Annotated in this window: 22 protein-coding genes; 16 read left to right on the forward strand and 6 right to left on the reverse strand. The window is 72.0% G+C overall.

Features of this window, described 5'->3' with window-relative positions; translation table 11 throughout:
- Window positions 1-28 precede the first annotated feature (28 nt).
- The 3 genes from QRN40_RS00520 to QRN40_RS00530 form a co-directional block, all read right to left on the reverse strand.
- Entirely contained in the window at window positions 29-361 is a 333-nt protein-coding gene (locus tag QRN40_RS00520; protein WP_285113464.1) for a peptidase, read from the reverse strand.
- The gene (locus QRN40_RS00525; RefSeq protein ID WP_285113466.1) at window positions 358-1,572 is read right to left on the reverse strand and encodes an inorganic phosphate transporter; all 1,215 of its coding nucleotides are present in this window, start codon (window positions 1,570-1,572) and stop codon (window positions 358-360) included. Before QRN40_RS00525 ends, QRN40_RS00520 begins: the two co-directional genes overlap by 4 nt.
- 135 nt (window positions 1,573-1,707) lie before the next feature.
- Complete coding sequence (locus tag QRN40_RS00530) at window positions 1,708-4,308, reverse strand: DEAD/DEAH box helicase (protein WP_285113468.1); 2,601 nt, start codon at window positions 4,306-4,308, stop codon at window positions 1,708-1,710.
- An 85-nt stretch (window positions 4,309-4,393) separates the two neighbouring features.
- On the opposite strand from QRN40_RS00530, the gene QRN40_RS00535 reads away from it, so the two are divergent.
- The 9 genes from QRN40_RS00535 to QRN40_RS00575 are packed head-to-tail and all read left to right on the forward strand — an operon-like array spanning window position 4,394 to window position 12,929.
- Window positions 4,394-5,920 carry a molybdopterin-dependent oxidoreductase gene (locus tag QRN40_RS00535; RefSeq protein ID WP_285113470.1) on the forward strand — a complete coding sequence of 509 codons (1,527 nt, stop codon included), beginning with the start codon at window positions 4,394-4,396 and terminating at the stop codon, window positions 5,918-5,920.
- Window positions 5,921-5,950: 30 nt separating this feature from the next.
- Window positions 5,951-7,081, forward strand: a complete 1,131-nt coding sequence (locus QRN40_RS00540) for a ThiF family adenylyltransferase (protein WP_285113472.1) — start codon at window positions 5,951-5,953, stop codon at window positions 7,079-7,081.
- A 46-nt stretch (window positions 7,082-7,127) separates the two neighbouring features.
- Entirely contained in the window at window positions 7,128-8,357 is a 1,230-nt protein-coding gene (locus QRN40_RS00545; RefSeq protein WP_285113475.1) for a molybdopterin molybdotransferase MoeA, read from the forward strand.
- On the forward strand, window positions 8,354-9,361 hold the full coding sequence (gene moaCB / locus QRN40_RS00550) for a bifunctional molybdenum cofactor biosynthesis protein MoaC/MoaB (RefSeq protein ID WP_285113477.1): 1,008 nt from the start codon (window positions 8,354-8,356) through the stop codon (window positions 9,359-9,361). Before QRN40_RS00545 ends, moaCB begins: the two co-directional genes overlap by 4 nt.
- The gene (locus QRN40_RS00555; RefSeq protein WP_285113479.1) at window positions 9,358-9,771 is read left to right on the forward strand and encodes a molybdenum cofactor biosynthesis protein MoaE; all 414 of its coding nucleotides are present in this window, start codon (window positions 9,358-9,360) and stop codon (window positions 9,769-9,771) included. The genes moaCB and QRN40_RS00555 overlap by 4 nt, the downstream gene beginning before the upstream one ends.
- A 35-nt stretch (window positions 9,772-9,806) precedes the next feature.
- Window positions 9,807-10,220, forward strand: a complete 414-nt coding sequence (locus QRN40_RS00560; protein ID WP_285113481.1) for a TOBE domain-containing protein — start codon at window positions 9,807-9,809, stop codon at window positions 10,218-10,220.
- Between the two features lie 2 nt (window positions 10,221-10,222).
- Window positions 10,223-11,026 carry a molybdate ABC transporter substrate-binding protein gene (modA, locus tag QRN40_RS00565; RefSeq protein WP_285113482.1) on the forward strand — a complete coding sequence of 268 codons (804 nt, stop codon included), beginning with the start codon at window positions 10,223-10,225 and terminating at the stop codon, window positions 11,024-11,026.
- Window positions 11,023-11,901 carry an ABC transporter permease gene (locus QRN40_RS00570; RefSeq protein WP_285113485.1) on the forward strand — a complete coding sequence of 293 codons (879 nt, stop codon included), beginning with the start codon at window positions 11,023-11,025 and terminating at the stop codon, window positions 11,899-11,901. The genes modA and QRN40_RS00570 overlap by 4 nt, the downstream gene beginning before the upstream one ends.
- Window positions 11,898-12,929, forward strand: coding sequence for a sulfate/molybdate ABC transporter ATP-binding protein (locus tag QRN40_RS00575; protein WP_285113487.1), 1,032 nt, complete (start codon window positions 11,898-11,900; stop codon window positions 12,927-12,929). Before QRN40_RS00570 ends, QRN40_RS00575 begins: the two co-directional genes overlap by 4 nt.
- Before the next feature lie 150 nt (window positions 12,930-13,079).
- Here QRN40_RS00575 and QRN40_RS00580 read toward each other — a convergent pair whose 3' ends face one another.
- Both QRN40_RS00580 and moaA read right to left on the reverse strand, forming a co-directional pair.
- A complete protein-coding gene (locus tag QRN40_RS00580; protein WP_285113488.1) occupies window positions 13,080-13,325 on the reverse strand; it encodes a MoaD/ThiS family protein in 246 nt (81 codons plus the stop codon).
- Window positions 13,318-14,415 carry a GTP 3',8-cyclase MoaA gene (gene moaA / locus QRN40_RS00585; RefSeq protein ID WP_285113490.1) on the reverse strand — a complete coding sequence of 366 codons (1,098 nt, stop codon included), beginning with the start codon at window positions 14,413-14,415 and terminating at the stop codon, window positions 13,318-13,320. Before moaA ends, QRN40_RS00580 begins: the two co-directional genes overlap by 8 nt.
- 79 nt (window positions 14,416-14,494) lie before the next feature.
- Here moaA and QRN40_RS00590 point away from each other — a divergent pair, with 79 nt between their 5' ends.
- From QRN40_RS00590 to QRN40_RS00615, 6 genes are all read left to right on the forward strand, one after another.
- Window positions 14,495-15,088, forward strand: coding sequence for a sulfite oxidase-like oxidoreductase (locus QRN40_RS00590; protein ID WP_285113491.1), 594 nt, complete (start codon window positions 14,495-14,497; stop codon window positions 15,086-15,088).
- Window positions 15,089-15,102: 14 nt separating this feature from the next.
- The gene (locus QRN40_RS00595) at window positions 15,103-15,855 is read left to right on the forward strand and encodes an FAD-binding oxidoreductase (RefSeq protein ID WP_285113492.1); all 753 of its coding nucleotides are present in this window, start codon (window positions 15,103-15,105) and stop codon (window positions 15,853-15,855) included.
- Window positions 15,852-16,118, forward strand: a complete 267-nt coding sequence (locus QRN40_RS00600; RefSeq protein ID WP_285113494.1) for a DUF6510 family protein — start codon at window positions 15,852-15,854, stop codon at window positions 16,116-16,118. The genes QRN40_RS00595 and QRN40_RS00600 overlap by 4 nt, the downstream gene beginning before the upstream one ends.
- Window positions 16,119-16,154: 36 nt before the next feature.
- The gene (locus QRN40_RS00605) at window positions 16,155-17,657 is read left to right on the forward strand and encodes an SDR family NAD(P)-dependent oxidoreductase (protein ID WP_285113495.1); all 1,503 of its coding nucleotides are present in this window, start codon (window positions 16,155-16,157) and stop codon (window positions 17,655-17,657) included.
- 40 nt (window positions 17,658-17,697) lie between these two features.
- Window positions 17,698-19,677, forward strand: coding sequence for an APC family permease (locus tag QRN40_RS00610; RefSeq protein ID WP_285113497.1), 1,980 nt, complete (start codon window positions 17,698-17,700; stop codon window positions 19,675-19,677).
- A 94-nt stretch (window positions 19,678-19,771) separates the two neighbouring features.
- On the forward strand, window positions 19,772-20,239 hold the full coding sequence (locus QRN40_RS00615) for a DUF1622 domain-containing protein (RefSeq protein ID WP_285113499.1): 468 nt from the start codon (window positions 19,772-19,774) through the stop codon (window positions 20,237-20,239).
- 6 nt (window positions 20,240-20,245) lie between these two features.
- On the opposite strand, the gene QRN40_RS00620 is transcribed toward QRN40_RS00615, so the two are convergent.
- Window positions 20,246-20,629, reverse strand: coding sequence for a DUF5997 family protein (locus QRN40_RS00620; protein WP_285113501.1), 384 nt, complete (start codon window positions 20,627-20,629; stop codon window positions 20,246-20,248).
- A gap of 33 nt (window positions 20,630-20,662) precedes the next feature.
- Here QRN40_RS00620 and QRN40_RS00625 point away from each other — a divergent pair, with 33 nt between their 5' ends.
- Window positions 20,663-21,319: a LysR family transcriptional regulator substrate-binding protein gene (locus QRN40_RS00625; RefSeq protein WP_285113503.1), complete on the forward strand. Its 657-nt coding sequence runs from the start codon at window positions 20,663-20,665 to the stop codon at window positions 21,317-21,319.
- Window positions 21,320-21,367: the final 48 nt, after the last annotated feature.

Consider the following 21,367-nt stretch of genomic DNA (forward strand, 5'->3'; position numbering starts at 1 on the left):
CTGCGCGGTGCCGACGCAGCGCCAGTGGCTACTGGTGGAAGTACGGGATGATCAGGTACAGGCCGTAGAGGACCGCCAGTCCGCAGGCGGTGAAGCACGCATAGGCGCCGGTCAGGGCGAGGCGCTTCTGTGCCGCGGTCAGCGGGCTCTTGCGCTGCGCCTTCTCGGCCTTGCGCTGCAGCTTCGCCGCCCTCTCGGGCGTGAGGACGGTGATCGCATCCGTGAACTCCACCGGCTCGACGAACAGCGCGCGCCCGGCGACGGCCAGGAGCCGCGTGCCCAGGGCGTAGAACGCCACGACGAAGCAGGCGCCCAGCAGCGAGGTGGCGAAGACCAGCACGAAGGCTGCCCAGTCGATCATGCGGACTCCTTCCGGGGCCGGTCGCGCCGCAGCGGCTTGACCTTGGCGATCTTGACCGCCTTGCCGGAGGCGGCGACCTCGCTCTTGCCCTGCAGCGGCACGGGGCGGACTGCGTTCTCGCTGCTGACGCGGTTGCGGCGGGCGCGCCAGAAGATGTAGGTCACGACGGCCGCGCCGATGACCGTGTCGATGAGGACCCCGACGGGGCCGATGTCGGCGATCAGGGCGGCGACGGCGCCGACGATCGCGGCCGACGGGAGGGTCAGCAGCCAGCCGACGGCGATGCGGCCCGCGGTTCCCCAGCGGACGGATGCGCCGCGACGGCCCAGCCCCGACCCGATGACCGAGCCGGAGGCCACCTGCGTCGTCGACAGGGCGAAGCCGAGGTGGCTGGAGGCGAGGATGGTGGCGGCGGTGCTGGTCTCCGCCGCGAAGCCCTGCGCCGGCTTCACCTCGGTCAGGCCGCGCCCGAGGGTGCGGATGATCCGCCAGCCGCCCGAATACGTGCCGAGGGCGATGGCGAGCGCGCAGGCGATGACCACCCAGATCTCCGGACCGGAGCCGAGCGGCTGCAGGCCCGCCGAGATGAGGGTGAGCGTGATGACGCCCATGGTCTTCTGGGCGTCGTTGGTGCCGTGGGAGAGGGCGACCAGCGAGGAGGAGAAGATCTGGCCGTAGCGGAAACCGCCGCGGCCGTCGGGCCGCCCGTCATAGCGGCGGGTGATCCAGTAGGCCAGTTTCGTGGCGCTCCAGGCGACCAGCCCGGCAGTGAACGGCGCGATGACCGCGGGCAGGATCACCTTGTCGAGCACCACCAGGAAGTCGACGGATTGGATGCCCGCGCCGACGATGGCCGCACCGATCAGTCCGCCGAACAGCGCATGACTCGACGACGACGGCAGTCCGAACAGCCAGGTCACCATGTTCCAGACGATCGCGCCTACGAGCCCGGCGAAGATGAGCACCGGCGTGATCTGGACCCCGCCGTCCCCTTCCTTGATAATGCCGCCGGAGATGGTCTTCGCCACCTCGGTGGACAGGAAGGCACCGACCAGGTTGAGCACCGCGGCGAGCGCCACGGCCACTTTCGGCCGCATCGCGCCGGTCGCGATCGGCGTCGCCATCGCGTTCGCGGTGTCGTGGAAGCCGTTCGTGAAGTCGAAGAAGAGCGCCAGCAGAATGACCAGCACGACGATGAGGGGGAGGTCCACCGTTTACTTTCTCGTGTCGTCGGATGCGTCCCTCCCGACCGAATACTTCATCGGGGGTTCACGCAAGGGACCTGGCGCTGTTCAGACACCGTGACGATACTCACACGCCACGGTGCGTCGGTCAAACCGATCGGATCACGCCTCGCCCAGCATGCCGACCGCCGTGACCCGGATGACCGCGACCCCCTCGCGCGCCGAGTCCTCCAGCAGCACGTCGGCGGTGATCCCCCAGTCGTGGTCGCCCTCCGGGTCGGCGATGATCTGGCGCACGCGCCAGACGCCCTCCGCCCCCTCCGGCTTCTCGTCGACCAGGATCATGGATGCGGAACGAGCGGAGGCGTCGGTCAGGATCTCGTCGTGCTCCGCGTAGTAGTCCTCCAGCGCCGCATCCCACTGCGCCGCGGTGAGCGAGGGAGAGACGCCGCCGGCCAGTGTCGCCGCCTCTGCCTCCAAGGCCCCGAGCTCGTCCACCCGGTCGAGCGCCGCCAGCTGCACACGGCGGAACAGCTCGTTGCGCACCAGCACGAAGAAGGCCCGGCGGTTGGTGGTGACGTTGCGCGGGGCGGGCGGCGCCAGCTCCCCCGACTCGGCCGCGTGCTTGGCGGCGTCGGGATGGACCAGCTCCTCCCACTCGTCGAGGAGGCTGGAGTCGACCTGGCGGACCAGCTCCCCCAGCCACTCGATGATGTCGCGGAGGTCTTCGGTGCGCGCTTCGAGGGGAACGGTCTGGTTGAGCGCGCGGTATGCGTCGGAGAGGTAGCGGAGCACGACGCCTTCTGACCGCGCGAGCCGGTAGAAGGCGACGAACTCGCCGAAGGTCATGGCCCGCTCGTACAGGTCGCGCACGACCGACTTGGGGCGCAGTTCGAAGTCCGCGACCCACGGCTGGCTGGAGGCGTAGGTGGCGAAGGCCTCGTGCAGCAGCAGGTCGTGGGGCTTGGGATGCGTCACCTCTTCGAGCGCCTCCATCCGCTCCTCGTACTCGATCCCTTCCGCCTTCATCGCGGCGACGGCCTCGCCGCGCGCCTGGAACTGCTGCGAGGAGAGCACCGGGCGCGGGTCGTCGAGGGTCGCCTCGACGACGGACACGATGTCGAGGGCGTAGACGGGCGACTCGATGTCGAACAGCTCGAAGGCGGCGAGCGCGAACGGGGACAGCGGCTGATTGAGCGCGAAGTTCGGCTGCAGATCGACGGTGAGCCGGACCTCCACATCGTCGCCGGTGCGCACGGCCTCCACCACGCCCGCGGTGAGGAGCGACCGGTACAGTTCGATCGCGCGCCGGGCGAGCGCCAGCTGCCGCTTCCAGGGCTCGTGGTTGTCGAAGACGAGGGCGCGGACGTGCCCGTACACGTCTCCCCCGCGCCCGATCACGTTGATGAGCATGGCGCTGGTGATCTGCATGGAGGAGGTCAGGGTCTCCGGCTCCGCCTCGATCAGCTTGCGGAACGACGGCTCGCCCCACGACACGAACCCCTCCGGGGCCTTCTTGCGCACGATCTTGCGCCGCTTCTTCGGGTCGTCGCCGGCCTTCTCGATCGCCTTCAGATTCTCGGACTCGTGCTCGGGCGCCTGCGCCACCACCGTTCCGGCGGTGTCGTAGCCCGCCCGGCCTGCGCGGCCGGCGATCTGGTGGAACTCGCGCGCGTTCAGCTGCCGCATCCGCGTGCCGTCGAACTTGGTGAGCGCGGTGAGCAGCACCGTGCGGATGGGGACGTTGATGCCGACACCCAGCGTGTCCGTGCCGCAGATGACGCGCAGCATCCCCCGCTGCGCCAGCTGCTCGACCAGGCGCCGGTACTTGGGCAGCATCCCCGCGTGGTGCACGCCGATCCCCTGCCGGAGGAGGCGCGAGAGCGTCTTGCCGAACGCGGTGGTGAACCGGAAGTCGCCGATCAGCTCGGCGATCGCATCCCGCTGCTCCCGGCTGGCGATCTTGGCGCTGGACAGCGACTGCGCGCGCTCCAGCGCCGCCAGCTGCGAGAAGTGGACGACGTAGACGGGGGCCTGCCCCGTGCTGAGCAGGTCCTCGATCGTCTCGTGCACCGGCGTGAGCTCGTAGTAGTAGTGCAGCGGCACCGGCCGCTCGACGCCCGTCACCGTGGCAGTCGGCCTGCCGGTGCGCCGCTCGAGGTCGTCGGCGAGCGCCGTCACGTCGCCGAGCGTCGCCGACATGAGCACGAACTGCGTGTGCGGCAGCGTCAGCAGCGGGACCTGCCACGCCCAGCCCCGGTCCGGGTCGGAGTAGAAGTGGAACTCGTCCATGACGACCTGCCCGACCGGCGTCTCGTCGCCGTGCCGCAGAGCCACGTTGGCGAGGATCTCCGCCGTCGCGCAGACGATCGGCGCGTCGGCGTTCACGGCGGAGTCGCCGGTCGTCATGCCGACGTTCTCGGCCCCGAAGATGTCGACCAGCGCGAAGAACTTCTCCGACACGAGCGCTTTGATCGGGGCGGTGTAGTACGTGCGTTCCCCGCGGGCGAGCGCCGCGAAGTGCGCTCCGACGGCCACCAGGGACTTGCCGGTGCCTGTGGGAGTGCTCAGGATCAGGTTCGACCCGCCGACGACCTCGATGACCGATTCGTCCTGCGCCGGGTAGAGCCGGATGCCGCCCGCCTCCACCCAGGCGACGAAGGTGTCGTACACGTCGTCCTCGCTGACGGAGCCGGGGCCGGACCATCCGGGGATGTCCTCGAGGCGGAGGCGTCGGTCGGTGGACGCGGTGGTGTCGGACATGATGCGTCCAGCCTCCCACGTCCCGGCGTCGTCTCGCGGCGTCCGCTATTGGCGCGCGCACAGGCGGCGGCCCTAGGTTTGCGGCATGTCGGACTTCTGGCGGCCGGTCGGGGCCGGCGTCGCGAGCGTCGTCGCGGGCGTCGGCGCCGCCGAACTGGTGAGCGCCTTCCTCGTGCAGAACGGCAGCCCTGTCCTCACCGTCGGCTCGCTGCTGATCGACCTGGCGCCCCCGTGGCTGAAGGAGGCCGTGATCGGCCTGTTCGGGACGGGCGACAAGGCGTTCCTCATCGTCTCGCTCGCGGTCGTGGTGCTCGTCGGCGCCGGTCTCGCCGGGTGGCTGGAGCGGGTGCGGCCGCCGTTCGGTCGCATCCTGATCGGGATCGGCGGCGCTGTCGGCGTGCTGGCGGCGCTCACGCGGGCGGGCAACGGGATCGTGGATGCGATTCCCTCCGCCCTGGCCGCTCTGGTGGCCGTCCTGCTGCTCGGCTGGCTGATCGGGATGCTGCGCGACACCGAGCCGACGCGGGCCGCTCCGCGCGGACGGGTGAGCCGGCGCCGCTTCGTCGGCTCGACCGCGGCCACGGCGGCGGGCGGCGCGCTCGCGCTCCTCATCGGTCAGATGGTCGCGGGCGGCTTCCGCGCCGCCACGGCCGCGCGGGCGGCCGTCAAGCTCCCGGCGCCGCAGACCACGGCTCCCCCGATCCCGCCGGGCGCCTCCTTCGACGTTCCCGGGCTCTCGCCGATCGTCACGCCGAACGCCGACTTCTACCGCATCGACACCGCGCTGCAGATCCCCGGCATCGAGCCCAACGACTGGAAGCTGCACATCTTCGGGATGGTGGAGAACGAGGTGGAACTGACCTTCGCCCAACTCCTGGACCTCCCGCTCGAGGAGTCGACGACGACGCTCACCTGCGTCTCCAACGAGGTCGGCGGCGACCTGATCGGCAACGCGACCTGGCTCGGCTACCCGATCCGTCACCTGCTGGCTCGCGCGAAGCCGTCGGCCGACGCCGACATGGTGTTCTCCACGAGCCAGGACGGCTGGACCGCGAGCACGCCCATCGAGACACTCACCGACGAGCGCAACGCCATCCTCGCGGTCGGGATGAACGGGCAGCCGCTGCCCCTGGAGCACGGCTACCCGGTGCGGATGGTCGTCCCCGGGCTCTACGGCTACGTGTCCGCCACCAAGTGGGTGGTGTCGCTGGAGGTCACCCGGTTCGACAAGCACACGGCGTACTGGACCTCGCGCGGCTGGTCGGACCACGGACCGGTGAAACTGTCGTCCCGCATCGACGTGCCCGCGGCCGGACGGCAGGTGAAGGCGGGCACGGTCGCCGTGGCCGGGGTCGCCTGGTCGCAGCACGTCGGAGTGAAGGCGGTGCAGGTCCGGGTCGACGACGGGCCCTGGCAGGATGCGACGCTCGCCGACGCGATCTCGGCGGACACCTGGCGGCAGTGGAAGTTCGCCTGGGACGCGACGCCCGGCTCCCACACCCTGCGGGTGCGGGCCACCGACGCGAACGGGAAGGTGCAGACCTCCGCCGAGCGCGACGTGGTGCCCGACGGAGCGACCGGGCTGCACACGGTCCAGGTGACGGTGGTGTGACCGTGGCCGCGCGTGTGATTGGCTGAGGGCATGGCCCTTCCGCCGCTGGTCGAACCCGGTCCCGCCCTCACCCCGGAGCGCACGGCGCGCTACGCCCGCACGACACAGCTGCCCGGCTTCGGGCCGGTCGCACAGCGCCGCCTTCAGGCCGCACGGGTGCTCGTGGTCGGCGCCGGCGGCCTCGGGTCGGCCGTGCTCCCGCTGCTCGCCTCGGCCGGCTTCGGGACGATCGGGATCGTCGACGACGACCGCGTCGAGCCCAGCAACCTGCCGCGGCAGGCCATCCACACGCCATCCGCCATCGGACGGCCGAAGGTCGAGTCCGCCGCCGCCGCGGTGCGCGCCCTCGACGATGCGACCGACGTGCGCCTCTTCGCCGAGCGGCTCACGGCGGAGAACGCGCGGCACATCCTCTCGGGGTTCGATCTGGTGCTGGACGGCAGCGACAACTTCCCGACCCGCTACCTGGTGGACGACGCTGCCACGCTCGGCGGCATCCCGGTCGTCTGGGGCGCGGTGCACCAGACCGGCGGCCAGGTCGGGCTCAGCTGGGCCGCCCAGGGGCCGACCTACCGCGACCTGTTCCCGGTGCCACCGGCGCCGGGCAGTGTCGCCAGCTGCGCGGAGGCCGGCGCGCTCCCGTCGGTGTGCGGGGTGATCGGCGGACTGATGGTGAGCGAGGCGATCAAGCTCGTCACGGGGACGGGTGATCCGCTCCTCGGCCGGGTGACCATCCACGACGCGCTGCGGGGGACCTTCCGCGAGCTCGTCTACGAGCGCGACCCGCAGGCCGCACCGGTCACCCAGCTGATCGACTACGACCTCTTCTGCGGCGTCAGCGACACCATGTCGCCCGCCGAGCTGAACGCGCGCCTTGCAGCCGGCGAACCGCACACCCTCCTCGACGTCCGCGAGACCTGGGAGGCCGACATCGTGGAGCTGCCCGGCTCGCTCCTCGTGCCGCTCGGGGTCGTTCAGCGCGACCCGGCCGGGGTCGCCGAGCGGCTGCCCGGCGACCCGCTGGTGATCATCTGCCACCACGGCATCCGGGCGGAGACCGCACGGCAGCTGCTCGCCGACGTCGGCGCACCGGGAGTGGTGCTCGCCGGCGGACTCGACGCGTGGGCACGCGACGTCGACCCTGCCCTGCCCCGGTACTGACCGCGCGGCACTGACCGCGCGGCATCCTTCGCGGGATACTGAACCCATGACACCGGACCCGTCCGCACAGCCGCGCAGCGTCGAAGACCATGCGGACGCCATCGCGCGGATGCTCGAACCGCTCTCCGACGAGCCCACCGAGGAGACGGTCCCGCTCGATGCGGCCCTCGGCCGCGTGACCGCCGAGGAGGTGCGCTCCGAGGTCGACCTGCCGCTCTTCCGCAACTCCCAGATGGACGGGTACGCGGTGCGGGCGGCGGACATCCGCTCCGTCCCGGTCGCGCTCGAGGTCTCCGGCGACATCCCGGCCGGCCACGCCACCCCGGTCACGCTCATCGCCGGCACCGCGCTGCGGATCATGACGGGCGCACCGGTGCCGACGGGTGCGGACGCGATCGTCCCGATCGAGGACACGGAGCTCGTGCTCGGCCGCGACGACGATCTGAACGGCGCAGTGGTCGAGATCCGCCGGTCGCGGACCGCCGGGGAGTACGTGCGGGAGCGCGGCAGCGACGTCCATCGAGGCGAAGTGCTGGTGCCCGCGGGCGTCCGGCTCGGACCCCGGCACCTGGCGGCTCTCGCGGCCGCCGGGGTCGAGACCGTGCGCGTGCGTGCGCGGCTGCGGGTCGGGATCCTGACCACCGGCACCGAGCTGATCTCCAGCGGCGACCCCGCGTTCGGGCAGGTCTACGACGCGAACGGCATCGCTTTGGCCGCGCTGGTCGAGGAAGCCGGCGCGACCGTGTCCGTCCGTGCGAGCAGCGACGACGACCCGGCGGCGTTCGAGCGCATCCTCGAGGACGCCCTCCAGCAGAGCGACCTCGTCATCACCTCCGGCGGCATCTCGAAGGGCGCCTACGAGGTCGTCCGGGAGGTGCTGCTGCCGCGCGGCGCGGACGTCACCACCGTCGCCATGCAGCCGGGCGGCCCGCAGGCGACGGCCGTGGTCGGGGGCGTCCCGGTGATCGCGTTCCCGGGCAATCCGGTGAGCACGCAGGTGTCGTTCGTGGTGTTCCTGCGCGACCCCCTCCGCGCGGCCGCCGGGCTGCCGCCGGTGGAGCAGCAGTCCGCGACCCTGACGGACGGCCTGCGCTCGGTGCCCGGGCGTCGGCAGTTCCACCGCGGACGTCTCGACGGCGCCGGCGGCGTCGCTCCGGTGTCGGGACCGTCGTCGCACCTGGTGGCCGGGATGGCCCGGGCCGACGTGCTCATCGACGTCCCGGCCGAGTCGGAGTCGGTCGAACCCGGCGCGTCCGTGACAGTCTGGACGCTATGACCCAGCTCACCCACCTCGACGCCGACGGGCGCGCCCGCATGGTCGACGTCGGCGGCAAGCCGGAGACCGACCGCGAAGCGGTCGCGCGCGGCCGGTTCGTGACCACCCCGGACGTCGTGCGGCTCGTCGCCGCGGACGACCTGCCGAAGGCCGACGTGCTGGCGACCGCGCGCATCGCCGGCATCGGCGGTGCGAAGCGCACCAGTGAGCTCATCCCGCTGTGCCACCCGCTCCCCCTGAACAGCGTCCGCGTCGACTTCGAGCTGGATGCGGACGCCGGCACCATCGAGATCGAGGTCGTCGCGCGCACCCACGGGCGCACAGGCGTCGAGATGGAGGCGCTCACCGCCGTCGCGCTCGCGGGCCTGACCCTGCACGACATGGTGAAGGCGGTGGACCCGGCCGCGAGCCTGACCGACGTGCGGCTCGTCGCGAAGAGCGGCGGGAAGCGCGGGGACTGGCGCCGGGACGGCGAGGAAGTCGGCGGGACCGGATCCGAGGCCGAGGCCGCTGCGTCGGCGGCGCCTGCTGCCGGCGGCTCCCCCGCGATCGTGCTCGTCGCATCCACGCGCGCGGCCACGGGTGTCTACGAGGACACCACCGGCCCGGTGATCGCCGAGTGGCTGGCCGAGCGCCGGCTTCCTGCCGACGTGCGCGTGGTCGCAGACGCCGACGTGGATGCGGCCCTGCGGCAGGCGGTCGCGGAACGCCCGCGCGTGATCATCAGCACGGGCGGCACCGGCGTCTCGCCGACCGACCGGACGCCGGAGGCGACGGCCGCCGTGCTCGACCGCGAGCTGCCCGGCGTCGCCGAGGCGCTGCGGGTCCGCGGCGCGGAGTCGACTCCCCTGGCGGCCCTGAGCCGCGGCCTCGTCGGCGTGGCGGGCTCCACCCTGGTCGTGAACCTGCCCGGGTCGCGCGGCGGGGTGGCCGACGGGCTGACGGTGCTGGACGATCTGCTCCCGCACCTGCTCGACCAGCTGCGCGGAGGAGACCACTCATGAGCGACGTCCTCGCCACGATCAGCGTCGACCCGCTGGAGCCGTCGACCGTCGACGAGTTCGTCTGGCGCGCCGAGGCCGGCGCCGTCGTCTCGTTCCAGGGCATCGTCCGCGACCACGACGGCGGAAAAGGCGTCGTGTCGCTCGACTACCGGGCGCATCCCGACGCGGAAGACTTCCTGCTCGCGTGCTGCGAGGAGGTCTCCCGCACGACGGGACTGCGTGTCGCCGCCCAGCACCGCGTCGGCTCGCTCACCATCGGCGACCTCGCCCTGATCGCCGCGGTCGCGGCGCCGCACCGGGCCGAGGCGTTCGCCGCCTGCGCGGAGCTGGTCGAGATCATCAAGGCGCGCGTCCCGATCTGGAAGCGGCAGCACTTCACCGACGGCGCCTCCGAGTGGGTCGGACTGTAGCATCCTGACGCATTTGCGGGTCTAAGATCGGTTTCGTGCCGCAGATACGGATCAAAGACGCCGCGCTCTACCTCGGGGTGAGCGACGACACCCTCCGACGCTGGGTCGAGGGCGGGGTGCTGTCCAGCTCGCGCGACGAATCCGGGCGGACCGTCGTGGACGGGCTGGAGCTCGCGCAGCTGGCCAAGCAGAACGCCGTGCTCCCCGGCGATCCGTCGGGCGTCGCCGGCTCCGCGCGGAACCGCTTCGTGGGGCTGGTGACCGACATCATCACCGACAAGGTGATGGCGCAGGTCGAATTGCAGTGCGGCCCGCACCGCGTGGTGTCGCTCATCAGTAGTGAGGCGGTCCGCGACCTCGGGCTCGAACTCGGTTCGGTGGCGGTGGCCGTCGTCAAGGCGACCAACGTCATCGTGGAGGCGCCCAGCGCTCCGAGCGGGAAGGCCTGAGGATGCGTCGACGGCTCGCAGCATCCCTCGCGGTGGTGGCCGCGGCCGCGCTGGCACTGAGCGGCTGCAGCTCCGTCTCCACCGGAGCGGCGGCGACCCCGACCGCCCCAGCGCCCTCGACCACGGGCGTCACCGGCACGATCACCGTCTTCGCCGCCGCCTCCCTCACCACGACGTTCACCGAGCTGGGCTCCGAATTCGAGAAGGCGAACCCGGGAGCGAAGGTCGCCTTCTCGTTCGCCGGCTCCTCCGATCTCGTCTCCCAGCTGACGGCAGGTGCGCCGGCGGACGTGTTCGCCTCCGCCGACGAGGCCAACATGGCGAAGGCCGCGAGCGGCGGCGTGATCGACGGCAGCGCGACCGACTTCGCGACCAACGTGCTCGCGATCGCGGTGCCGCCCGGCAATCCGGCGAAGGTGAAGAGCTTCGCCGACCTGGCGTCCCCGTCCATCAAGACCGTGGTCTGCGCCCCGCAGGTTCCGTGCGGGGCGGCCACCGCGAAAGTGGAGAAGTCCGCCGGCGTCACCCTCAGCCCGGTGAGCCAGGAGTCGTCCGTCACCGACGTCCTCGGCAAGGTGAGCTCGGGAGAGGCGGACGCGGGCATCGTCTACGCCACGGACGTGAAGGGCGCCGGATCGAAGGTCGGGTCCGTCCCGTTCCCGGAGGCCGCGAAGACCCTCAACGTGTACCCGATCGCCACCGTCGCCCACGCGCCGAACGCCCCCGGAGCCCGGGCGTTCGTCGCATTCGTCACCGGTCCCGACGGACGGAAGGCCCTGGCCGCCGCCGGCTTCGGCGCGCCGTGAGCGGGCGCCGCACCGTGAGCGGGCGCCGCGTCCCGGCCCCTGCTCCGCGGACCGGCGTCCCGGGCTGGATCGTCGCCGTCGCCGTGGTCGGCGCCCTCTTCGTGCTGCTGCCGCTGATCGCGATGGCGCTCCGGGTGGACTGGCTGCACTTCATCCCGCTGATCACCTCCCCGTCCTCGGTGGATGCCCTGCTCCTCAGCCTGCGGACGTCGCTCATCGCGACGCTCGGCTGCCTGGTGCTCGGCGTCCCGATGGCGGTCGTGCTGGCGCGCGTGCCGTTCGCCGGGCAGCGGATCGTCCGCGCGGTCGTGCTGCTACCGCTCGTCCTGCCGCCGGTCGTCGGCGGCCTGGCGCTGCTCGCGCTGTACGGGAGGAGGGGCGTCCTCGGCGGGGCCCTGGATGTGGCCTTCTCGACCCCGGCCGTGATCATCGCGCAGACCTTCGTCGCGCTGCCGTTCCTGGTGCTCAGCCTGGAGGGAGCGCTGCGCTCGGCCGGAGAGCGGTACGAGGCGGTCGCCGCGACGCTGGGCGCGCGTCCCTCCACCGTGCTCTTCCGGGTGACGCTGCCGCTGGTGCTTCCCGCGATCGTGTCGGGCTGCATCCTGTCGTTCGCGCGGGCGCTCGGCGAGTTCGGCGCGACGCTCACCTTCGCGGGGAGCCTGCAGGGCGTGACCCGGACGCTGCCGCTGGAGATCTACCTCCAGCGCGAGACCGACCCGGATGCGGCGGTCGCACTCTCGCTGGTGCTCGTCGCGGTGGCCGTCGCCGTCGTCGCCGTCGCGCACGGCGCGGGCGAGGGGATGCGGCCGTGGCGCGCCTCCCGGCCGCGCGCGGACAGCACGACAGCACGGCTCCCCGAACGGACCGCCGCATGAGCCTGCAGTTGACCGCGACCTCCGCCGACCGCGACGTCGAGGCGCAGCTGTCGGTGGCCGACGGCGAGACACTCGCCCTCCTCGGACCGAACGGCGCCGGCAAATCGACGGTGCTCGGGATGCTCGCAGGGCTCATCCGTCCCGACAGCGGCCGGGCCACGCTCGGGCGCGAGGTGCTGTTCGACCTGCCGAACGCATGGCTCGCGCCCCATCGCCGCGGCGTCGCGCTCCTGGCTCAGGACGCGCTGCTGTTCCCGCACCTCAGCGTGCAGAGCAACGTCGCGTTCGGCCCGCGATCCTCGGGAACGCCGCGGGCCGAGGCCGCCGACCGGGCCGGCGAGTGGATGCGGCGCACCGGCACCACGGCGTTCGCCGACCGGCGGCCTGCCGAGCTCTCCGGCGGTCAGGCGCAGCGGGTCGCGATCGCCCGCGCCCTCGCCGCCGAGCCGAGCCTGCTGCTGCTGGACGAACCGCTGTCGGCCCTGGACGTGTCGGTCGCGGCCGAGGTCCGCGGGACGCTCGCAGACGTACTGCCCGGACGCACGACCGTGCTCGTGACGCACGACGCGCTCGACGCGTACCTGCTCGCCGACCGCGTCGCCGTCATGCACGACGGCCGGGTCGTCGAGGAGGGCCCGACGCGCGAGGTGCTGGAGCGCCCGCGGCACGCGTTCACCGCGGAGCTCTCCGGGCTCACGCTCCTCGCCGGCGTCCGGACCGCGGACGGCATCCGGACGGACGACGGGATGCACCTCCCGGGTGCCGCCGAGGACGGCCTCCCGGCGGGAGCCCGCGTGCGGGCGGCGGTGCGCCCGTCGGCGGTGCGCCTCCTGGCACCGGGGTCCGGTGGCGCGCACATCCCGGCCGCCGTCACCGCCCTCGAACCTCAGGCCGACCTGGTCCGCGTGCGGACCGACCGGCTCGACGCCCTCGTGCCGCCGGCCGTGCCGGCCGACCTGCGCCTGCGGGTGGGCGACCCGGTCGCGCTCGACGTCCCGTCCGACGCCGTCGCGATCTACCCGGCCTGACCCGGCCGCCGTCGCGATCCACCCGCCCTGACCCCGCCGAGTTGCGACATCTCGTCACCACTCGACGAGGATTCCGACATCGACTCACCACTCGACGGGAGCGGGAGCGGGAGCGGGAGCGGGCGCGGGAGCGCTCGCGCGCTCGCGCGCTCAGCCGCCGGCGAAGGGCGGAAGCACGTCCACGGTGCCCGACAGCTCGCGCGACGGGTCGCGCGACACGACGCCGCCGACGAGGAACGACCCCGACCGCACCACGCGCTCCATCGGCTCGCCGTAGCGGGCGACCAGCGCCGCCTGCAGCCCGCCGACGGTCGCATCCGCGACCTCGACGCGTTCCTCGGGCAGTCCAGCCGCCTCCTCCGCCGCCGCGAAGTACCGCACCAGCACCTCAGCCACCGATCGCCCCCATGCTGCGGACCGGGGGCGCGAAGCCGTCGCGGTCCATCCCGTGCCCGGACTGCTTGCCCCACATGGCCCCACGCCACCAGCGGGCGATCTCGGCGTCGTCCGCCCCACCGCGGAGCAGCCCGCGCAGGTCGGTCTCGTCGTCGCCGAAGAGGCACGAGCGCACCGTGCCCTCTGCGGTGATGCGGGTGCGGTCGCACGCCGAGCAGAACGAGCGCGTGACCGAGGCGATGATGCCGACGGTGGCGGGGAGGCCGTGCACCGTCCATCCCTCGACCAGCCACTCCTCGGCGGGCGCGTGCGGGTCGTCGCGGCCCGCCTCGACCAGGGTGAACCGCTCGCCGAGCACGGCCAGCAGTTCCTCCGCCGGGACCATGTTGTCGCGCATCCACGCTCGGTCGGCGTCGAGCGGCATCTGCTCGATGAACCGCAGCCGGCAGTTGTTCTCGAGCGCCCACTCCAGCAGGTCGGGTGCGTCGGCGAGGGTGTCGCGCATCATCACGGCGTTCAGCTTCAGCGGCGTCAGGCCGGCGGCATGGGCGGCGTGGATGCCGGCGAGCACTGCGGGAAGCCTGTCGCGCCGGGTCAGCCGCGCGAAGTGCTCCCGGTCGACAGTGTCGAGGGACACGTTCACCCGGGTGAGCCCGGCATCCACCAGCGAGCGGATGCGGTGATCCAGGCCGATGCCGTTGGTCGTGATCGACAGGTCGATACCGGGGGCCACGGCGGCCGAGCGCCCGATGATCTCCGCCAGGTCGGCGCGCATCAGCGGCTCGCCGCCGGTGAACCGCACCTCGCGCACTCCGAGGTCGCGGACGCCGATCCCGACCAGCCTCGCGATCTCGGCGGCGCTCAGGAGGTCGTCGCGCGGGATCGCGGGAAGCCCCTCGGCGGGCATGCAGTAGGTGCAGCGCAGCGAGCACTTCTCGGTCACCGACACCCGCAGGTCGCGGGCGACGCGCCCGAACCGGTCGATCAGCCCGGAATGCTCCGGGCGCCCCTCGAGGCTGGGAGCGGCACCGGCGGATGCGTCCGGACCCGGCTGCGCCCGCAGCGGGAGCCCCAGGTTGACGGCTGTCATGTCCTCACCCTAGACCGGGCGGGCCACAAGTCCGAGTCCGTCGTAGACCGGAGGAGCATCGCGGCCATATGCTGCCCCCATGGGAATCATCTCCTCCGGCTTCCTGGGTCGTCGCAGGACCGACGATCCGCGCCTTCCACCCGGTCAGTACCTGACCGAGGGCTTCCCGGTGCTGTCGGCCGGGCCCACCCCGCGGATCGCCAAGGACGACTGGGCCTTCACGATCACCACCGAGAAGGGCGACGTGCACCGCTGGAGCTGGGACGAGTTCCTGGCCCTCCCGCAGGAGGACGTGAGCACCGACATCCACTGCGTCACCAGCTGGTCGAAGCTCGGGACGTCGTGGCGCGGTGTCGCCCTGGACACCCTGTTCAAGGACATCGACACCTCGTTCGAGTACACGATGGCGCACAGCTACGGCGGCTACACCACGAACGTGCCGCTCGCGGACCTGCTCGACGGCAAGGCGTGGGTCGCCCACTCCTTCGACGGGAAAGACCTGGAACCCGAGCACGGCGGCCCCGCCCGCCTGCTGGTGCCGCACCTGTACTTCTGGAAGAGCGCGAAGTGGGTCAACGGGCTGCAGATGCTCCCGCAGGACCAGCCAGGCTTCTGGGAGCAGAACGGCTACAACATGTACGGGGATCCGTGGAAGGAACAGCGCTACTGGTGAGCAGCGTATGGCGAGTGGCCGACGTCGTCGACACGCGGATGGAGACCCCGACGGCCCGCACCATCCGGTTGCGCATCCCCGGCCTGCACGGCCACCTCGCAGGGCAGCACGTCGACATCCGCCTGACCGCGCCCGACGGCTACCAGGCGGTCCGGTCGTACTCGATCGCGTCCGGCGGCGGGCGCGGAGCACTCGAACCGCACGAGCTGCCCGCCGACGAGCTGGAGCTCACCGTCGAGGAACTCGTCGACGGCGAGGTCTCGCCGTACCTGGTCCGCGGCCTGATGGCCGGGGACCAGCTGGAGGTGCGCGGTCCGGTCGGCGGCTGGTTCATCTGGCGAGACGGCGACACCACTCCGGTCCAGCTCATCGCCGGAGGCTCGGGCGTCGTCCCGCTCATGTCGATGGCGCGGGCGCACGCGGCCGCCGGCAGCGCGGCGCCGTTCCGGATGCTGTACTCGCTCCGGACACCGGCCTCCGGCTACTACGGCGACGAGCTGACGACCCTTGCGGCCGACACCGCTGCGCCGCTGGAGGTCGACTACGTCTACACACGGCAGGCCCCCGCCGGCGCGAGCGCGCCTCCCGGACGGCTCACCGCCGAGGGCCTGATGCAGCGCGCACTCCCGGCCTCCGACTCCCCCACCTTCTTCATCTGCGGTTCGACACCTTTCGTCGAGGCCGTCTCCGGCTGGCTCGTCGACGCGGGCCACGACCCGGCGAGGATCCGCACCGAGCGCTACGGCGGCATCGGAGGAACGCCATGACCGATCAGGACTACCTCGACGGGAACGCCGCCGCCGGGATGCTGTCGGAGGTCTTCGCGGCCGACGTCACCACCGCGCTCGGATGCTGCGTGCACTGCGGCGACGAATCCGTCGTCGCGCGCGGCCGGGTCTACGTCGACGAGCACGGTCTGGTGCTCCGATGCTCGGTCTGCGGAGACGTGCTCGCGGTCGCCTCCGAGCACGCCGGACGGCTCTTCCTCGACCTCCGCGGCCTGGCCTGGCTGGAGTTCGCCGTCGAGTAGAGCATCCGCTCATCTCCCCCGCCGTAGAATTCTCCGGTGCCTCCCGAAACCGCGGCCCCGTCCGGCCTCGACCCCGACGACCTCGCCGCCACCCTCCGCGTCCTCGAGCAGCTCCACGAGCTCGACCGCGAGCATCCCCACTACCAGGCGGTCCGCCGGGCGACGGCCCACATGTTCAAGGCCCACAAGCAGGCCAGGCGTCGTGAGCTGCGGCAGGCGGTCCAGGATGCGGACCGTGCCGTCATCGCCGCGACCGCGACCGGTGCGCCCGACCGCATCGACGACGAGACCCGTGGCCGCGAACTGACCTCGAGCAGCACCGGCTCCCGCACCGCAGGGACCCTGCAGACCTCGCGGCCCTGCTACATCTGCAAGCAGCATTACACCGAGGTCGACTGGTTCTACCACCAGCTCTGCCCGTCGTGCGCGGCCTTCAGCCACGTCAAGCGCAACGCGAGCACCGACCTCACCGGCAAGCGCGCCCTGCTCACCGGCGGACGGGCGAAGATCGGCATGCACATCGCGCTGCGGCTGCTCCGCGACGGCGCCCACCTCACCATCACCACCCGCTTCCCCCGGGACGCGGTCCGGCGGTTCTCCCAGCTGCCCGACGCAGGTCGCTGGATCGACCGGTTGCGGGTCGTGGGCATCGACCTCCGCGACCCCGCCCAGGTGATCGCCCTCGCCGACTCGGTCGCCGAGCGCGGATCGCTCGACATCCTCATCAACAACGCCGCGCAGACGGTCCGCCGCTCGCCCGGGTCGTACTCGCTGCTCGCCGAGGCGGAGACGCAGCCGCTGCCCGACGGGCCGCTCCCGGAGCTGGAGACCTTCGGCCACACCGCCGACCCGCACCCGCTCGCGCTGGAGCGCTCGGTCGCCGCGCATCCACTGCTCTCGGCCGCCGACGTCCGCGGCACGATCGCCGAACTCGCCGGGGCTCCCGCGCTGACCGCCGACGACCTGGCGAGCGCCGCCATGGCGGCCGGCTCCTCGTCGCTGGCGAAGCACGCCGACGGGTCCGCGATCGACGCCGGCGGTCTCGTCCCCGATGTCGCGCACGTGAACAGCTGGACGCAGGCCATCGGCTCCATCGACGCGCTCGAACTGCTCGAGGTGCAGCTGTGCAACCAGACCGCGCCCTTCATTCTGATCGACCGGCTGCGCCCCTCCCTCGCCGCTGCCGGGCGCTCGTACATCGTCAACGTCTCCGCCATGGAGGGCGTGTTCGGCCGGCAGTACAAGGGCGCAGGGCACCCGCACACCAACATGTCCAAAGCGGCACTCAACATGCTGACGCGCACCAGCGCCGGCGAGCTCTTCGAGACCGACGGCATCCTGATGACGGCCGTGGACACCGGATGGATCACCGACGAGCGCCCGCACCACACCAAGGTGCGGCTGGCCGAGGAGGGCTTCCACGCCCCGCTCGACCTCGTCGACGGCGCCGCGCGCGTCTACGACCCGATCGTCCGCGGCGAGGCCGGGGAAGACCTTCACGGAGTGTTCCTGAAGGACTACCGTGCCTCGGCCTGGTGACCGCTACGCTGGCGACGAGGACGTGAGCGGAGGGTCCCCGATGTCGAGCAGTCCCGTCCCGGTACCGGGTCAGGCGAGGCCCACCCCCCGGGCGCAGAAGGGCGGACGTCTGCGGCACTGGCTGCTGACCGGCCTGCAGGACGAACGCGGCACCCAGCAGGGACCGCACGGCCGCAACCCCGAGCACACGCACACCTGGTGGCAGGTCATGTGCCTGACCGGTGTGGACTACTTCTCGACCCTCGGCTACCAGCCCGCCATCGCGGCGCTGGCCGCCGGCCTCGTGTCGCCGTTCGCGACGCTCGTGCTGGTGGCGCTGACCCTGCTCGGCGCGCTCCCGGTGTACCGGCGGGTCGCGCGCGAGAGCTTCAAGGGCTCCGGCTCCATCGCGATGCTGGAGCGGCTCCTCCCGTGGTGGGCGGGCAAGCTGCTGGTGCTCGTGCTGCTGGGGTTCGCGGCCACCGACTTCATGATCACGATCACGCTGTCGGCGGCGGATGCGTCGGCGCACGCGATCGAGAACCCGTACGCACCGGACTGGTTCCACGGCAACAACGTCCTGATCACCCTGTTCCTGCTGGCGCTCCTGGGCGCGGTGTTCCTCAAGGGGTTCAAGGAGGCCATCGGCATCGCGGTCGTCCTCGTGGCGGTCTACCTCGCGCTCAACGTCGTGGTCGTCACCACCTCGATCGTGGAGGTGTTCCAGCACCCGACCGCGGTCGACGACTGGTGGAGCGCCCTGTTCCGCCAGAACGGCAGCCCGCTCGTGGTCGTCGGCATCGCGCTGATCGTCTTCCCGCGCCTCGCGCTCGGCCTGTCCGGCTTCGAGACCGGCGTCGCCGTGATGCCGCAGATCAAGGGACGTCCCGACGACGACCCCGCGTACCCCAAGGGCCGCATCCGCGGCGCCGGCCGGCTGCTCACGACCGCCGCGATCATCATGAGCGTGTTCCTCATCACCTCGAGCTTCACGACCACGCTGCTCATCCCGCAGAAGGACTTCGAGCCCGGCGGACCGGCCAACGGCCGCGCGCTCGCCTACCTGGCCCACGAGTACCTCGGCAACGGGTTCGGCACCGTCTACGACATCAGCACCATCCTGATCCTCTGGTTCGCCGGGGCCTCGGCCATGGCGGGCCTGCTGAACCTGGTGCCGCGCTACCTTCCCCGCTACGGGATGGCGCCGCAGTGGGCGCGCGCCGTGCGTCCGCTGGTCCTGGTGTTCACGGCGATCGCGTTCCTGATCACCCTGGTCTTCGATGCCAGCGTGGATGCGCAGGGCGGCGCGTACGCGACCGGCGTGCTGGTACTCATCACGTCCGCATCCCTCGCGGTTACGCTGTCGGCCCGGCGCAAGCGGCAGCGCAAGCGCACCGTCGCGTTCGGCGTGATCACGGCGATCTTCGTCTACACGACGGTCGACAACATCATCGAACGGCCGGACGGTCTCCGGATCGCGACGCTGTTCATCCTGGCGATCCTGGTCGTGTCGATCGTGTCGCGCATCGGCCGCTCGTTCCAGCTGCGCGCCACCTCCGTGACCTTCGACGTCACCGCGCTCGACTTCATCCTCGAGGATGCCGAAGAGGGCGAGATCCGCATCATCTCGCACGAGCCCGACGTCGATACGACCATCGAGTACGCGCAGAAGAACAAGGACGAGCGCAAGTTCAGCCACATCCCGCAGCGCTCGCGCACCATCTTCCTCGAAGTGCTGCGGTCGGACTCCTCCGACTTCGAGGAGGACCTGCTGGTGCAGGGCGTCATCAAGCACGGCTACCGCGTGCTGCAGGTGCGGAGCGGCAACGTGCCCAACACGATCGCCGCTGTACTGATCGAGATCCGTGACATCACCGGCGTCGTGCCGACGATCTACTTCGAGTGGACCGAAGGCAACCCGATCTCGAACATGTTCCGCTACCTCATCACGGGCGTCGGCGAGGTCGCGCCGGTCACGCGCGAGGTGCTCCGCGAGGCCGAGCGCGACGTGAAGCGCCGCCCGGCCGTGCACGTGTCCTGACCCGCTGCACCTGGTTGACGCAACTCGCCGTGCGGGCGGGCGCCTGAACGGCGTGTTGCGTCAACCAGGTGGCCGCTTGCGGGACGATGAGCGAATGGATGCGCACGCGTGGTTCGAGACCACCGCCACGGGGTTCGAGTTCGCCGGGGTGGCCACGATGGCGGTGGGATTCGTCGTGTCGATCGGCCTCGCCCTGGTCGCGTGGCGTCGGCAGCGGAGCGGTCAGGCCGCGTTCCGGACACTCCGCGAGAGCTTCGGCGGCGTCATCCTGCTCGGGCTCGAGATCCTGGTCGCGGCCGACCTCGTGCGGACCGTGACGTCGGCGCCGTCGCTCACGGACGCGTTCGTCCTGGGGATCATCGTGCTCATCCGCACGATCCTGAGCTTCTCGCTGCAGACGGAGATCGACGGTGTCGCGCCGTGGCGCCGCGCCCTGCTGACGGGGCCGCAGGCGGTCACCCGGGCCGCACGCTCGGCGACGCGCGGCGGCGGGACCACCTCCGGCGGCACTGCCTCCGGCGGAGACACCCCCGACGGGACCGCCCAGCCGACCGGGCTCTAGCCCGCGCTACTCGGCGCGACGGGCCGCCCGCTCGGCGTCGCGCTGCTTCACGCGGGCGTTCTCGGCGCGCACGGCCGCCTGGGTGGCGCGCTCGTCGACCAGCCACTGCGGCGGGTCGGCCAGCAGCGCCTTGATCTCGGCGGTCGTCAGCGCCTCGGTGATCCCACCGCGGGCGAGACCGGAATTGGACACGCCGAGCTTGCGGGCGACCACGTCGCGCGGGTGCGGGCCCTCGGCGCGCAGGGTCTGCAGCCACTCCGGCGGCTCGGCGGTCAGCGCATCCAGCTCGGTACGGCTGATCTCGCGGTCGCGGAACTCGTCGGGCGCCGCCGGCAGGTAGATGCCGAGCTTCTTGGCCGCTGTGGCCGGTTTCATGGTCTGCGCCTTCATATGCTCCAGGCTACCGTTCGCTACCCTCGTCACGTGTCCTCCCGCTTCGCCATCGCCTTCCCCCTCGGTGTCACCGTCGGCAAGTGGACGCGCGCCTTCGAGCAGCGCTTCCCCCGCGTGGAGCTGGTGGTGCGGCCGAGCGACGAGCCGCTGGCGGCCCTCGCGGCGGGCGACGCGGACATGGTGTTCGCTCGCGACGCCGAGCCCGACGACGACCGCCACCTCATCCCGCTGTACACGGAGGACGTCGTGGTCGTCATGCACCACGAGCACCTGCTGACCCTGGAGGAGAAGCTGCACTTGGCCGACCTGGAGGGAGAGCCACGGGTCGCCGGGGAGCCGTCCGAGGCGTTCATGCGCAGTGTCGCCGAGGGCGACGGGATCGCGCTGCTGCCCGCGTCCGTCGCGAAGGCGCTGCGCCGCAAGGACGTCACGGCGATGCACCTCAAGGACGCCCCACAGAGCCGCATCGGCCTGACCTGGCCGCGCGAGGGGCAGCATCCCCTCGTCGACGACTTCATCGGCATCGTGCGCGGGCGCACCGCTCACAGCTCGCGCAATCCCGAGGTCGCCGCCCGCGAGGCGGCCGACGGCCGCAAGGCCGGCGACAAGCGCGAGTCCGCCGGTGGTCGCAAGGCGGCCGACAAGCGCACGCCGGCCGACGGCCGGAAGCGCACCCGCCGCCGCTGACGCCGCATCTGGTTGTCACGACACGCCGTCACGCGACGGCCCGAGACG

It is taken from the genome of Leifsonia sp. fls2-241-R2A-40a (genome assembly GCF_030209575.1).
Lineage (GTDB): Bacteria > Actinomycetota > Actinomycetes > Actinomycetales > Microbacteriaceae > Leifsonia.

What these genes read in the sequence shown, in the direction of transcription:
- modA (WP_285113482.1), top strand. Translation starts at nt 10,223, where the DNA reads ATGCGTCGACGGCTCGCAGCATCCCTCGCGGTGGTGGCCGCGGCCGCG.
- QRN40_RS00620 (WP_285113501.1), bottom strand. Translation starts at nt 20,629, where the DNA reads ATGAAGGCGCAGACCATGAAACCGGCCACAGCGGCCAAGAAGCTCGGC.
- QRN40_RS00575 (WP_285113487.1), top strand. Translation starts at nt 11,898, where the DNA reads ATGAGCCTGCAGTTGACCGCGACCTCCGCCGACCGCGACGTCGAGGCG.
- QRN40_RS00590 (WP_285113491.1), top strand. Translation starts at nt 14,495, where the DNA reads ATGGGAATCATCTCCTCCGGCTTCCTGGGTCGTCGCAGGACCGACGAT.
- QRN40_RS00610 (WP_285113497.1), top strand. Translation starts at nt 17,698, where the DNA reads ATGTCGAGCAGTCCCGTCCCGGTACCGGGTCAGGCGAGGCCCACCCCC.
- moaCB (WP_285113477.1), top strand. Translation starts at nt 8,354, where the DNA reads ATGACCCAGCTCACCCACCTCGACGCCGACGGGCGCGCCCGCATGGTC.
- QRN40_RS00545 (WP_285113475.1), top strand. Translation starts at nt 7,128, where the DNA reads ATGACACCGGACCCGTCCGCACAGCCGCGCAGCGTCGAAGACCATGCG.
- QRN40_RS00600 (WP_285113494.1), top strand. Translation starts at nt 15,852, where the DNA reads ATGACCGATCAGGACTACCTCGACGGGAACGCCGCCGCCGGGATGCTG.
- moaA (WP_285113490.1), bottom strand. Translation starts at nt 14,415, where the DNA reads ATGACAGCCGTCAACCTGGGGCTCCCGCTGCGGGCGCAGCCGGGTCCG.
- QRN40_RS00615 (WP_285113499.1), top strand. Translation starts at nt 19,772, where the DNA reads ATGGATGCGCACGCGTGGTTCGAGACCACCGCCACGGGGTTCGAGTTC.
- QRN40_RS00520 (WP_285113464.1), bottom strand. Translation starts at nt 361, where the DNA reads ATGATCGACTGGGCAGCCTTCGTGCTGGTCTTCGCCACCTCGCTGCTG.
- QRN40_RS00555 (WP_285113479.1), top strand. Translation starts at nt 9,358, where the DNA reads ATGAGCGACGTCCTCGCCACGATCAGCGTCGACCCGCTGGAGCCGTCG.
- QRN40_RS00535 (WP_285113470.1), top strand. Translation starts at nt 4,394, where the DNA reads ATGTCGGACTTCTGGCGGCCGGTCGGGGCCGGCGTCGCGAGCGTCGTC.
- QRN40_RS00540 (WP_285113472.1), top strand. Translation starts at nt 5,951, where the DNA reads ATGGCCCTTCCGCCGCTGGTCGAACCCGGTCCCGCCCTCACCCCGGAG.
- QRN40_RS00530 (WP_285113468.1), bottom strand. Translation starts at nt 4,308, where the DNA reads ATGTCCGACACCACCGCGTCCACCGACCGACGCCTCCGCCTCGAGGAC.